We start from the raw sequence: 12,655 nt of genomic DNA on the forward strand, positions 1-12,655 counted from the left end.
AAAAATATCATTGAAATTCAGATTTTTACTTGTTGATTTTTCGTGTTAGTTAAAAAAATGGATTTGATGAAAACCATGACTAGAAAAAACGACCGATTATTTTCGTCATAGGAATTAACGTTTCATTCTCTTGTTTTTCATACTTCAAGATACCATTAATACACCCTTTGTTAACATATCTTTCCCCTTCTTTGTAGAAATAGTTTTTTATCTCTATACAGACTATTGTTAATATCAAAATCCCATCATAAACAATTCAGATACATAAAGTTAACAAGCAAAGTACAAAAAAAGCAATTAGACAAAGTCTTTTGAATGATATAGAGCAGATCAGCTGCAAAAGATATAATAATGTATTAACCTGCTGGTAGAATTCATTTATTTCAATTATTATCAATTTCGAGCTATCCCCCTTATCAAAGTGACTTAGCTATTACAGGTCTATTTGCCGTCAGTTTTAACTGACGGTTTACAAGTTTTCTCTCTTTTTTGGCTTCAGCCAGATTTCTCTTCAATAGAGAGACTGCTTAAATGGGACTAAAGTCCAAAGAGAGAGAGCATTTACTAATCCGTTGGTTAAAACCAGCGGCAAATGAACCTGTAACTAAGCATGTTTTATGTATGACTGATCGCTTGCTCGGATAGTTCAATTATTTCTATATCCGTTTAGCAACGCTTATGTTTGAAGTTCTTTTTCTCACAGAAGCCATGAAAAAAAACGTCTTCTGCCTTTGAAGTAAATGAAAAACAACTATCTTTGTCCCGTTGCCTGCTAGTAGGCAGCAGACCATTAAAACCATTGACATATGGAAAAGTACGTTAACATTATGTTAGACCGGGCTTTTAAAACCGTTTTCGGTGAAAAGCAAGTAGCAATCGACTTTATCAATGCCACCCTCGAAGGCGAGCACCGGGTCAAGGATCTGACCTATCTCGATAAAGAAATCCAACCTGAGGTAATAGAACAACGAACGGTGATCTTCGATCTCCTGTGTGAAGACGTGGATGGAAGTAAATTTATCCTCGAAATGCAGAATTGCCCGCAACGTTATTTCTTTAATCGCGGATTTTATTACATTTGTCGGATGGTTTCCCGTCAGGGAGAAACCGGCGATAACTGGAAGTACAGCTTGCTTCCGGTATATGGCATCTATCTGTTAAATTTCTGTTTGCCAGAGCTTCAGAGTTGGCGTACCGACGTGGTGTTGGCCAACGAGGCGACAGGAAAAACTTTCGGCGAGGTCAAACTGAAGCAGATTTATCTGTCGTTCGACCTGTTCAATTTGAGTGAAGAGGAATGTAAGACGCCTCTTGAGAATATGGTTTATATATTGAAGAATATGAATTTATTTGATATGTCTCCGTTCAAGGAGAAAAACGATGCCTTCAAACGCCTGCTCGATGTGGCGAATCTGGAAGCGATGACAGCGCACGAACGTGCCGTCTACGATGAAAACCTGAAAATTTATCGCGATTGGCGCAATACGTTGGAGTATGCAGTGGAAGAGGCTGAAGAGAAAGGGTTGAAAAAAGGCGTGAAGGAAGGTAAAGCGGAAGAACAGCGTCTTATTGCTGCGAATTTTAAGAAACAGGGAGTAGATATCGAAACGATTGCCCTCTGTACCGGTTTGTCGGTAAAAGAGATTGACGAATTGTAGTTTCGCTATTGACTATAAATAATTTATCAGCCAGGTTGTTATGTTCTTACAACCTGGCTGATTTTGTCTTATATTCCTTCTATAATTGCCAGATCCTCTCTGGAGTTGAGTCATTACAACCGGTAGGAACAGGTTCAACTCTACCCTTGCAGCAATATATAAAACAAAAAAGGGCAGGTTTAAAACCTGCCCCTACGGACGAAACCGTCTGTTTATTTTTATTTCCTGCATTTAATTGCAAAATATAATATGTATAGGAATGCTACCAGCGGCACGACAAACCCGATTGCCATATTGTTCTCGCCGATATATCCCATCAGCATCGGACTGAAAGCACCTCCGGCAACGCCCATCACAATATAGGAAGAGGCCTTTTTGGTATAACCTCCCATCCCTTCCAGTCCCAGTGCAAAGATTGTCGGGAACATGATCGACATGAAGAAGAAAGAAATATACAACGCATACAACGATACCGCTCCGGCCGAAACGATCACCAACGCCATACAAACCGCATCTGCCAGTGCAAACCATGTCAACAGTTTTCCGGGCGACATCCATTTCATTGTGAAACTGCCGGAAAGACGGCCGATCATAAACAAAGCCATCCCACCGAACGCCAGTATCCGCGAAGCCTCGATGTTTGTCATTTGCGGATCAGCCTCGGTCACGTAATTTATGAAGAAGCTGAAAATTCCCGTCTGCGCCGCGCAATAACAGAACTGCGCCAGCACTGCCCGCACAAACTGACCGTGCCGCCACATGGAAGTGGCAGGAAGGGCAGCAGACGCGGTTGTTTCTTCCTGATCCTCTACCTTCACCTCCGGCAGACGGGTGAAAAAGAACAGGACAGCCACCAGCAACACGACTCCGCCGACCAGAATATAAGGCTTGGTCAACGTGAACGGGTCATCCTGTGCACCGCCGAATATCAGGGCGCCACCTACCAGCGGGCCTAATATCCATCCCAACCCGTTGAACGACTGCGAGAGGTTCAACCGCTGTGCACCCGACTCCGCAGGGCCGAGGATGGTCGAATAAGGATTTGCCGCCGTCTCGAGAATGCATAACCCGCAAGCGATGACGAACAATGCCACCAGAAAAGGGGTTGCCGAATGCAGGAAAGCGGCAGGTATAAAAGCAAATGCGCCCGCTGCAAAAAGTAGCAGGCCGAGGATGATTCCTTTTTTGTAGCCGTAGCGCTTCATGAACATGCCTGCAGGCAGTGCCATGAGGAAATAGGCGATATAGGTGGAGAATTGCACCAGGCCGCTCTCGGCTTTCGTCATGGTGAAAGCACCCTGGAAATGTTTGTTGAGGACGTCCAGCAGTCCGTGAGCGAATCCCCATAAAAGGAAGAGGCTCGTAATAAGGATGAAGGGGACAAGATACGACTTGCCGTTCGGAGCGGCGAACAGGCTTTGTTTAGTTTTCTTTTCCATTGGATTATTTTGATATTGTTTTTTTCACCTTTTTATTTTAATGGTTGCAAAGGTAAGTTTTTCATTTAACAAATGAAGGGATTGGGAAGAAGGATGATTGTAATATCCGGTTGCAGTGCTATCGAATTAAAATTAACCGGTGCGGAAATTATCAGATTTGAATGTTTCAAAGATTGTCAGTTTGAGCTATTCCCTTATCAAAGAGACTTCGCCATTACAGGTTCATTTGCCGTCTGCTTCAGCTGACGGTTTGGTAAATGATCTACTTCTTTGAACTTTAGTCCCATTTTAAACGTACTCTCTATGCTAAGAGAAATGTGGCTAAAGCCAAAAAGAGAAAAAACTTGTAATCCGTCAGCTGAAGCAGACGGCAAATAAACCTGCAACTAAGCATGTCTTATTTATGACTGATGGCTTATGTTCGAATAGGCTTAAATCTTTTTAAATTGATGCATTGGCAGATCGTCTTGTAGACTCATTCTTATTATTATCAAACATTTGCCACATATATTTGCACGAATTATATTTATTTTTTCTTCTCCAGATAGAACGCCGGTATCATATAAGAAACGGTATAGGCTGAATCGGCAGAAGGGCGATACAGATGGATACTCTGGAAGACCAGCTTTGCCGAATCCATATCCAGCACGAGCAGGTCGGGATAGGCGGATTCGGGGATCGTATCCGACGGATTCACTCCCGCATTCTTCAATTGCCCCTCCCAGAAGGATGGAATATCTTTGGTATATAAAACTTCGTCGTTTTTACCGAATAGCTGCAACGTATCATTGTTATTGACCGCATACATACAATCGTCATTCTTATATCCCGTCACAGGCACCAACGTCCGGTAGCCGGACAAATCGAGCGGATATTTGTTATCTATCTGCATATACGAATTCCGGTCGTATCCTCTTTCGTTCCCCGGCTCATTCTCCCTTCCTTCCTGAGAGATCCTTTCGATATCTTTCGCCGTGATACCCGGAATATAAGTAACCACCGACAGCAGGACGACCGCCAGGCAGGCCGCATACAAATACCTTCCCCACCGCTTCGTCAGGAACAGCACGACCAGTCCCGTCAATATTCCTCCCACGGCTACCAGATAAACACGCGGTTCCGTGAACCCGTACTGGTTGATGCGGTAATAAGTCCCGATCCAATACATCGCCAGCGCAGGCAATACTACCCAGCTCGCCTGTTTATAAAACCAGTCGTAATACCTTTTGGAAAGGAACACCTGGCACCCTTTCAAGACGAACGTGGCGGATATAAAGCTGACCACGATATAAGCCACCGCCCCTTTCGGCAGCGACCATAGTACGGCTACTTTTATAAAATAAAGGTACAATATCACCGCATAGATCAGCAGCACCGGCGAAAGCACGTAGTTCAGTAAGACTTCAAACAGCCGGTTGCTTCCTTCGTCCCTCTCCTCTTTCTCCTGGTTGAACATCAGGAACAGCAAAGACATCCCGCATATAAATATCAGATAGGCAGCCTCTGTGTAGAACCATCTGTAGCTGTCTTCCCATATCTCAAAGATATACCGTACGGATGCATTGACGGATATCGCCAGCAGATAGGCGATCCCGGCAAGCAGCCCCGCCGACAACACTGCTTTGAGATAGCGCAGGGCAACACGGACAAAATCGTCATTGTCGCGTTTCCATCCGCTTATCAGGTAGACGAGTTGCACCACGACCAGCGAAACGAGATAGGTAGGTGTCCAGATAGCCTTGTCGTCCATCCAGAGGAACGGTATGAAGAAGAATGCGGAAAGATAATACAGTACCCGCAACCCGACAGCTCCCTTCGTACCCTCCTGCCGCATCAGCCCGTTCAGCGTATAGGTCGCCAGGAACAGCATCGGAAAATAGATTAGCGGGCCTACGAGGAAACTATATTCATACCCGCTCTCGTAGTGGACGCATCCTGCCAGACTGAAAACGACGGACATCGCGACCTCTACCGGATGTTGCCTGACTGCCGAACGCAGGCGGTTCACGAGGGCTTTTATTTTCTTTTTCATATGAGCTTCTATTTATTAGCGTGAAACGAAGATAAGAACTTCTTATTTTTGGAACAAATCAGATAGCTGTTTGTTTTATTAATAAACATAACATAAAATACAGCTATGACACTAAGTAGAAAATTATCCGATGCTCTCAACGAGCAGATATTGGCAGAGATGTGGTCTTCCAATCTCTATTTATCAATGTATATCCACTTTACACAGATCGGCCTCGACGGCTGTGCGCACTGGATGAAGAAGCAATCGCAGGAAGAACTGGAACATGCATATAAAATGATCGACTATTCCGTTCAGCGTGGCGGACAGGTGAAGTTGGAGCAGATCAATGTGGTGCCGACGGCTTTCGGTACGCCGCTGGAGGTGTTCGAGCATGTCTACCAGCATGAAGTGCATGTGTCGGAACTGATCGACAAATTGGTCGACATCGCCCATGCTGAAAACGACAAGGCTACGCAGGATTTCCTTTGGGGATTCGTCCGCGAACAGGTGGAAGAAGAAGCGACTGCCAAGAATCTTGTCGAAAAACTGAAATTATACGGCGAACATCATGTGGCCATCATGGATCACCATCTCGCCAAAAGATAAAAGAATGTCCTATTACTTACAACAGACTTTTACATTGAATGACCGGATGCGGCTTTTCTGCCATTAAGCTGCATTCGGGAAAAATAAGAAACCCTTCCGGACGTGAAAGATGATTTCAGCCGGGAGGGTTTTTATTTTGTTATCAATAAGTATCCGGTTTATTCGACAGCCTTCAGGATAGCTTTTCCCCAGAACTCGCCCAACACTGCTGCACCTTTCTCGTTGGGATGGAGATAGAAGGTTCCGGCATTCCCGTCTTCAGGGAAAAGGTCTGTCAGGTAGTTTTCCTTGAAATAATCGAATGCCTCCGTGTCGCCCATGAACACTTGTCCGGGGAAACGTTTGGCATATTCTTCCACGAGTGATTGCAGTACCGGGTAGTAACTCTGCAAACGGTTCAGCCCCTCCTTCAGATACATCGCTCCGTTGTACGTGTTCGGACTGTACCATACCGGACGATTCAGGACGATCTTGCAATTCGGGTACAAGGCGAGCAACTGGTTGATGATGGCTTTCATGTTTTCCTCATATTTCTCCGGCGAAGCGGGTGCACCGTTCGGACCGGTGATGGCGCTGTCGTTCGTTCCCAGCATAATGGAGAAGATCAGGGTCGCCCAGGTTTCATCGGCAAACTTGTCGGCGGCGGCTCTCGCTTTCGGGAACAGGGTTTCCGTAGCCGGAAGATAATCCGTGGTCGTGCAGCCGCTTACTCCCTGGTTGGAGTATTTGACCGAGGTGACGGAGGGTTGTTTGGTCAGGTATAAGGCAGCTTTCACCGGAGGGGCATCGTGCGCAGGGTCTGCGATCAATGCACCGGCAGTAATGCTGTTTCCTATAAATACGATGTTCATACTCTTTTTATTTTCCGCCTTCATAAAAGGGTTACTGATTGCCAGTCCCAGCAGCAGGCAGGCTATTTTCGCGATCTGTTTCATATCCGTTCAGTTGAGTTAGATTATTTGCCTGCGAAGGTAAAAATAAATCCACTATTTCGGGGTGCTTTTTCAACCAAACTTTTGCGCCTTCCAATTCGCGTAAGGGATAGTCTTCCATGATGTTCATCAGTTCACTCAACTGCTCGTTGGTGAATCTGAAGTTTTTGAAGAAGGCCGCCACAAATGGGTGCGTCTCGGAGAAGCCTTTGGTGGCAACGGCTGCAATATGCTCGGTATCGCCATAAACACCTTTGTCGTCGTCGAGGAACTTGAGGTCATAACGGGCGAACATCCAGTGGGGGGTCCAGCCTGTGACGACGATCCAGTCGTTATGCTCCACGGACTTCTGGAGGAAGGCGGTCATGGTCGGGCCGCTGGAAGGCATTAATTTGAGTTGCAGGCCGTAATCGTTTACGGCGTCTTCCGTCAGGTTCATCAGGCTGGCACCGATATCGATACCGATAATTTCGCCTTTGAAGCGTTCCTTATTGGCATTCAGTTCTTCGATCGTATTGATCGTCACGTAGGACGGGACGGCCAGACCTAAACGGGCGTTCTCAAAAGGGATGCCGATCGTTTCCAGGCGGTCGCCGTATTTCTTCATGTAGTCGACGTGAGTATCCGGAAGCCAGGCATCCAGAAAGAGGTCGACTTTCCCGGAAGCTACCGAGGTGAAGATCGGGGCGATGTCGGCATTTTTCAATGTTACTTTGTAACCCTGCTCCTCCAGCATCGCCTTGGCCAAATAACTCATGGCGATGCCTTCCGACCAGTTCACATAGCCGATCGAAATCTCTTTCGGGTCTTTGGCACGGTTGCAGCTGACCAGAAACATCAGGACAGCCAGCAGCAGGATCAGGTTGATAAGTATAAATAATCTTTTCATGTAAATTCTTTTATGGAGTGAATAACTGAGTTCCGCTTATTTCTTGCGGACAAATCCCTGGGTGATACGGTCGAGGATGATTGCAAGGATCACAACGGCAATACCGCCTTCAAAACCGAGGCCGATCTTCATCTGTGTGATTCCTTTGAGGACTATCTCGCCCAAACCGCCTGCCGAGATCATTGCGGCGATGACTACCATCGAGAGCGCCATCATGATTGTCTGGTTCACGCCGGTCATGATCGTCGGCAATGCCAGAGGAAGCTGTACTTTGAATAGCAGCTGTCCGGAGGTGGCGCCAAAAGAACGGGTCGCCTCGACGATATCTTCCGGAACCTGCCGGATACCGAGGTCCGTCAGACGAACGACGGGCGGCATGGCAAAAATAACGGTCGCGAATGCGCCCGGGACGGGACCCAGTCCGAAGAACAAGACTGCGGGGATCAGGTAAACGAAGGCGGGCATGGTCTGCATCAGGTCCATGACGGGGCGGATTATCTTGGCAGCAACCCGGTTACGCGCCGTCCATATTCCCAGCGGTACGCCGAGGATCAGGGCAATCACGGTAGAGGACAGGACCAATGCGACGGTCTGCATAGTCTGTTCCCAGAAGCCCATTCCATAGATAAGGAACAAACCCAGCAGTGTCAGAGCGGCTGTTCCTTTTCCGGCTTTATACCAAGCCAATACGGTCAGGGCCGCGATCATTATATAAAAGGGTATCCATAGCAGGCCGTTCTGGAAGGCGTCGATAAAGCCTCCGATTATATTGTTGACGACATCAAAAAAATGCGCCCAGTGTTCCGTCATCCAGTTGATGGCGATTTCTATATATTTTCCGATATTGATCATAAATCTATTGCGTTTTGAATTATTTCTTCTATTTCTTTTTCATCCTTTCCTGTCATTTCAATGATAATGGCGGATGGGGGGATAACGCCCAGTAAGCGGTTGTTCTCATCGACTACCGGCAATGCCTGCCGTACTTTGGACAGCAGAGGGAGCATATCTTCCACAATGGTGTTTTCGAGGACGGACGGGACTTCCTTTTTGATAATGGGACCGATATCCTTCCCGCCTTCTTTCCGCAGGTTCAGTACATCTTTATAGTGTATCTCTCCGATGAATTGGTCGTCATTGCCGATGACGGGCAGTGCGTAGAGGCGTCTTTCACGCATCTTCCGGAGAATGGTTTCCGGACCGTCTCTTTTGACTCTGACAACGATGGGTTGCCTGAGCATGATCGACGAGGCTGTTACGATTCGGCCGCGGTCCACGCTTTCCGTAAAACGGGTGACGTAATCATTGGCGGGGTCGGTCAGTATCTCTTCCGGCGTTCCCACCTGCACGATGACGCCGTCTTTCATAATGGCGATACGGTCGCCTAGCTTGATCGCCTCGTCCAGGTCGTGGGTGATAAAGACGATCGTCCTTTTCATCTTCTCCTGCAGGAGCAGCAACTCGTCCTGCATCTGTTCGCGGATCAGCGGGTCGAGTGCAGAGAAGGCTTCATCCATCAAAAGGACCTCGGGATTGTTTGCTAGGGCACGTGCCAGTCCGACACGCTGCTGCATTCCGCCTGATAATTCATCGACCCGCTGGTTTTCATACCCTTTCAGACCGACCTGAAGGATACTCTCCAGGGCTTTCTTTTCGCGCTCCTGTTTAGGGACGCCTTGCAGTTCGAGGCCGAAGGATACGTTATTCAGAACGGTGCGGTGAGGTAGCAGCCCGAAGTGTTGGAAAACCATCGCCAGCTCTTTTCGCCGGATCTGCAACAGTTCCTTGTCCGACGAACGGGTTATATCTATCCCGTTCACCCGGATCTCTCCCATTGTCGGCTCGTTCAGCCGGTTGATACAGCGTAATAAAGTCGATTTACCGCTGCCGGAGAGGCCCATAATGACGAACATCTCGCCTTCTTCTATTTCCAGGTTCGCGTTACGCACGGCAACGGTACAGCCTGTTTCTTTTAGTATTTCCTGTTTGCTTTTTCCTTTCAGGATCATCTTTTTCGCCCGACTCTTCTCGGGACCGAAAAGGATGGATAAGTTTTTTATTTCTATTTTTGCCATATCTCGATTATTATTTAGGTTTATGATACAAGGGGTCGTGCTCCGGTTCATATTGGCCGGATAAGCAAAGTTCCTCTTCCGGACGCACGCAGTGAATCCGGAATGACTTTTTAATCGTAAATTTATCTGCTAATTTTTATACCTTAATGGTAGACGAAAATTTTACTCTTTCGTTTATATAACAAGTAAGCCTTGAATTTGTTCATTTATATCAGGAAGTTAATGCTGATGGAAGCATCCGATAGGCTTAGTTTCAGGAAATAAAGAATTATCTTATTTTTGAATGAAATTACGTGAATAAATTCGTACCTGACGAAAGGTGATAACCAATCATATTCAGGAAACCTATCGGTTGCCTGCTAAACAAAAGAAGCGTGGAAACTGTTGATATATAGACATTGAGGCTCTCGACAGGCCCCCCAACAATATATATAACAGTACCACGCTCTTATCCATATACACGAATCAATTTCTACAATTCTCTCGGTGTGTATAAATAGAAAAGAACATTTGCATTTACAGTACTATTATTTGTTGGGATGAAATTGTCGAGATTTCAATGTCAAATAATATTTAAAAACGCTTATGTCTAACTAACAAATCGCCCATGTTGCAACACCTTGCATTTCATGTGCGGAACAAAGATACACAGAAGATTCAAATAATCAATTTTTCGCTAAAAAATATATACATATCTTCCATCCTGCACCAGGCTTCATGCCTACTCCTCATTTAGTTATCCCCAAAGGGATTTGTCTGGCGGTACATTGAAATTTTTTATGCCTCCCTCGTTTCTGTTTTTCAGGATGCTGAAAACTGATTTAGCGCGAACTAATTTCGTTTATCTATTCGGTAATTCGGAGATAAACATGTACATTTGCATTTTAAAGTATTCAATTAAATCTGTATCACAATGAAGACGCAATTATGCCAAAAGCTTGTAGCTCTTTTTCTCATAAGTATAATTGTCAGCGGTTGTAACACCGGGACAAAAAAAACGGCGGATAATGATATTACATTTGATTCGATCAGTGTGGACAAGACCTATCATCTTCTGGAAAACCCGGAGAATCCGAATTGTAACCTTCAGATAAACTTTACCTATCCGGCCAAATACGACGACAAAGAGATCCTGAAAAAGATACAGCAGCAATTTGTGTCTGCATACTTCGGGGACAGTTACGAAAAGCTATCTCCTGAAGAAGCGGTAGCCAAGTACACGGAGGATTATCTGAATAATTATAAGGACCTGGAGGGCGAATACAAAGAAGAAGTGGCAAAAGCCGACGAAACGCCAGTCGGAGCCTGGTTCTCTTATTACGAAATGTCTACCAACGATATCGCCTATAACCAGAACGATATCCTCAGTTACTCAATCTACGTAGAAAACTATACCGGAGGGGCGCATGGCTCGCATGCGACCGCCAACCATGTCATCAACATGAAAACCGGTACTCCGGTTACGGAATCCGATATTTTCATCGAAGATTTCCAGGACGACCTGGCGCAGATCCTTGTAGACCGGATCGCCAAACAGAACAGTGTGGAGAATGCCAAGGATCTGGAAAACATCGGTTTCTTCAGCATCGACGAGATTTTCCCGAACAACAACTTCCTGATCGACGAGAATGGGATTACCTATACATTTAATGAATATGAGATAGCAGCCTATGTGGTCGGCGCAACGAGTGTACATCTCCCTTATGAAGAGATACAGTACCTGCTCAAGAAAGAGAGTCCGATCGCACATCTGGCATTTTAAATACAATTTATGGAACTGATAAAAACTTATTTTCCGGAGCTATACGAAACGCAACTTGCACAATACGAAGCTCTGTACGACTTATATACAGACTGGAATGCAAAGATTAACGTCATATCGCGCAAAGATATCGAGAATCTTTATCCGCATCATGTGCTCCATTCGCTGGGGCTAACCAAAATGATGAAATTCAAAAACGGTTCTACCGTAATGGATATCGGTACGGGAGGCGGATTTCCGGGTATTCCGCTGGCTATCTTCTTTCCTGAAGTACAATTCCATCTGGTAGACAGTATCGGAAAAAAGATCAAGGTCGGGCAAGCCGTTGCCGAAGCGATCGGTTTGAAAAATGTCACTTTCCGCCATTGCCGCGCCGAAGAAGAAAAGCAACTGTTCGATTTTGTTGTCAGCCGGGCTGTTATGCCGCTGGGCGATCTGGTTAAAATTTCCCGTAAAAACATACGGAAGGAACAACAGAACGCACTGCCGAATGGTTTAATATGTCTGAAAGGTGGTGAGTTGGAACACGAAATACAGGCTTTTCGGAAACAAGCGATTGTTGTCGAGTTAGGCGACCATTTCAAAGAAGAATTTTTTAGTACTAAAAAAGTAGTTTACGTACCATTATGATCACAATAAAAGCGTTTGAGTTCAATTACTTCCAGGAAAACACATTCGTGTTGTATGATGATACCAAAGAGGCGGTTATTATCGATTGCGGATGCCTTCGTCCGTCGGAAGAAAAAGAATTAAGTGATTTCATTGCAGAGAACAAACTGACGGTAAAGCACCTGTTATGTACTCACTTACATCTGGATCATATCTTTGGTAATCCGTTCGTATTCAAAACATATGGGCTGTCGCCGCAGGCACACAGGCTCGATGTGGAACAGCTTCCACCTCCCGACAAGCAGGCGCAGGCTTTCGGATTGCCGGGACATTATCAGCATATTCCGGTCCAGAAACTGTTGGTCGGCAATGAAGTGGTCAAGTTCGGCCATTCAGAGCTGCTGGTACTGACTGTTCCCGGTCATTCTCCCGGAAGCGTTGCCTTCTATAATAAGAAGAACGGTTTCGCCATCGTGGGAGATGCCTTATTTGCCGGAAGCATCGGGCGTACGGACTTGTGGGGCGGCAATCAGGAAGTATTGATCGCTGCCATCAACGACAAGTTGTTGTCACTGCCGGACGAAACGGTCATTTACCCCGGACATGGCCCGGAAACGAGAGTTATCGATGAAAAATTAAACAATCCTTATTTATAAAACACATTAAATACT

Annotated in this window: 11 protein-coding genes; 5 read left to right on the top strand and 6 right to left on the bottom strand. The window is 45.8% G+C overall.

What is annotated here, in order from left to right; translation table 11 throughout:
• The first annotated feature begins 806 nt into the window (after positions 1-806).
• Positions 807-1,658, top strand: a complete 852-nt coding sequence (locus DWX23_RS23860; protein ID WP_122376344.1) for an Rpn family recombination-promoting nuclease/putative transposase — start codon at positions 807-809, stop codon at positions 1,656-1,658.
• Positions 1,659-1,876: 218 nt separating this feature from the next.
• Here the strand turns inward: DWX23_RS23860 and DWX23_RS23865 are convergent, their stop codons facing one another.
• A complete protein-coding gene (locus DWX23_RS23865) occupies positions 1,877-3,097 on the bottom strand; it encodes a sugar MFS transporter (RefSeq protein ID WP_122352346.1) in 1,221 nt (406 codons plus the stop codon).
• Positions 3,098-3,623: 526 nt separating this feature from the next.
• Positions 3,624-5,129 (bottom strand): DUF4153 domain-containing protein, encoded by a 1,506-nt coding sequence (locus DWX23_RS23875; RefSeq protein ID WP_122376346.1) that lies wholly within the window; start codon positions 5,127-5,129, stop codon positions 3,624-3,626.
• 105 nt (positions 5,130-5,234) lie between these two features.
• On the opposite strand from DWX23_RS23875, the gene DWX23_RS23880 reads away from it, so the two are divergent.
• Complete coding sequence (locus tag DWX23_RS23880) at positions 5,235-5,717, top strand: ferritin (RefSeq protein ID WP_122376347.1); 483 nt, start codon at positions 5,235-5,237, stop codon at positions 5,715-5,717.
• A gap of 158 nt (positions 5,718-5,875) precedes the next feature.
• Here the strand turns inward: DWX23_RS23880 and DWX23_RS23885 are convergent, their stop codons facing one another.
• From DWX23_RS23885 to DWX23_RS23900, 4 genes are read right to left on the bottom strand one after another with little or no spacing between them, the layout of a single operon-like run.
• Positions 5,876-6,652: a GDSL-type esterase/lipase family protein gene (locus DWX23_RS23885; RefSeq protein WP_233587764.1), complete on the bottom strand. Its 777-nt coding sequence runs from the start codon at positions 6,650-6,652 to the stop codon at positions 5,876-5,878.
• Positions 6,600-7,538, bottom strand: coding sequence for a glycine betaine ABC transporter substrate-binding protein (locus DWX23_RS23890; protein ID WP_122376348.1), 939 nt, complete (start codon positions 7,536-7,538; stop codon positions 6,600-6,602). The genes DWX23_RS23885 and DWX23_RS23890 overlap by 53 nt, the downstream gene beginning before the upstream one ends.
• Positions 7,539-7,574: 36 nt before the next feature.
• The gene (locus DWX23_RS23895) at positions 7,575-8,390 is read right to left on the bottom strand and encodes a proline/glycine betaine ABC transporter permease (protein WP_122352341.1); all 816 of its coding nucleotides are present in this window, start codon (positions 8,388-8,390) and stop codon (positions 7,575-7,577) included.
• The gene (locus DWX23_RS23900; protein ID WP_122352340.1) at positions 8,387-9,613 is read right to left on the bottom strand and encodes a glycine betaine/L-proline ABC transporter ATP-binding protein; all 1,227 of its coding nucleotides are present in this window, start codon (positions 9,611-9,613) and stop codon (positions 8,387-8,389) included. Before DWX23_RS23900 ends, DWX23_RS23895 begins: the two co-directional genes overlap by 4 nt.
• Positions 9,614-10,526: 913 nt before the next feature.
• Here DWX23_RS23900 and DWX23_RS23905 point away from each other — a divergent pair.
• The 3 genes from DWX23_RS23905 to DWX23_RS23915 are packed head-to-tail and all read left to right on the top strand — an operon-like array spanning position 10,527 to position 12,640.
• A complete protein-coding gene (locus DWX23_RS23905; protein ID WP_122376349.1) occupies positions 10,527-11,375 on the top strand; it encodes a DUF3298 and DUF4163 domain-containing protein in 849 nt (282 codons plus the stop codon).
• A gap of 9 nt (positions 11,376-11,384) precedes the next feature.
• The gene (gene rsmG, locus DWX23_RS23910; RefSeq protein WP_122376350.1) at positions 11,385-12,005 is read left to right on the top strand and encodes a 16S rRNA (guanine(527)-N(7))-methyltransferase RsmG; all 621 of its coding nucleotides are present in this window, start codon (positions 11,385-11,387) and stop codon (positions 12,003-12,005) included.
• Entirely contained in the window at positions 12,002-12,640 is a 639-nt protein-coding gene (locus tag DWX23_RS23915; protein WP_122376351.1) for an MBL fold metallo-hydrolase, read from the top strand. The genes rsmG and DWX23_RS23915 overlap by 4 nt, the downstream gene beginning before the upstream one ends.
• Positions 12,641-12,655: the final 15 nt, after the last annotated feature.

This window comes from Parabacteroides sp. AF18-52, assembly GCF_003479145.1.
Lineage (GTDB): Bacteria > Bacteroidota > Bacteroidia > Bacteroidales > Tannerellaceae > Parabacteroides > Parabacteroides faecis.

Coding starts and splice junctions, on each gene's coding strand:
- DWX23_RS23885 (WP_233587764.1), bottom strand. CDS start 6,652: ATGAAACAGATCGCGAAAATAGCCTGCCTGCTGCTGGGACTGGCAATC.
- DWX23_RS23865 (WP_122352346.1), bottom strand. CDS start 3,097: ATGGAAAAGAAAACTAAACAAAGCCTGTTCGCCGCTCCGAACGGCAAG.
- DWX23_RS23900 (WP_122352340.1), bottom strand. CDS start 9,613: ATGGCAAAAATAGAAATAAAAAACTTATCCATCCTTTTCGGTCCCGAG.
- DWX23_RS23875 (WP_122376346.1), bottom strand. CDS start 5,129: ATGAAAAAGAAAATAAAAGCCCTCGTGAACCGCCTGCGTTCGGCAGTC.
- DWX23_RS23915 (WP_122376351.1), top strand. CDS start 12,002: ATGATCACAATAAAAGCGTTTGAGTTCAATTACTTCCAGGAAAACACA.
- DWX23_RS23880 (WP_122376347.1), top strand. CDS start 5,235: ATGACACTAAGTAGAAAATTATCCGATGCTCTCAACGAGCAGATATTG.
- DWX23_RS23890 (WP_122376348.1), bottom strand. CDS start 7,538: ATGAAAAGATTATTTATACTTATCAACCTGATCCTGCTGCTGGCTGTC.
- DWX23_RS23860 (WP_122376344.1), top strand. CDS start 807: ATGGAAAAGTACGTTAACATTATGTTAGACCGGGCTTTTAAAACCGTT.
- rsmG (WP_122376350.1), top strand. CDS start 11,385: ATGGAACTGATAAAAACTTATTTTCCGGAGCTATACGAAACGCAACTT.
- DWX23_RS23895 (WP_122352341.1), bottom strand. CDS start 8,390: ATGATCAATATCGGAAAATATATAGAAATCGCCATCAACTGGATGACG.
- DWX23_RS23905 (WP_122376349.1), top strand. CDS start 10,527: ATGAAGACGCAATTATGCCAAAAGCTTGTAGCTCTTTTTCTCATAAGT.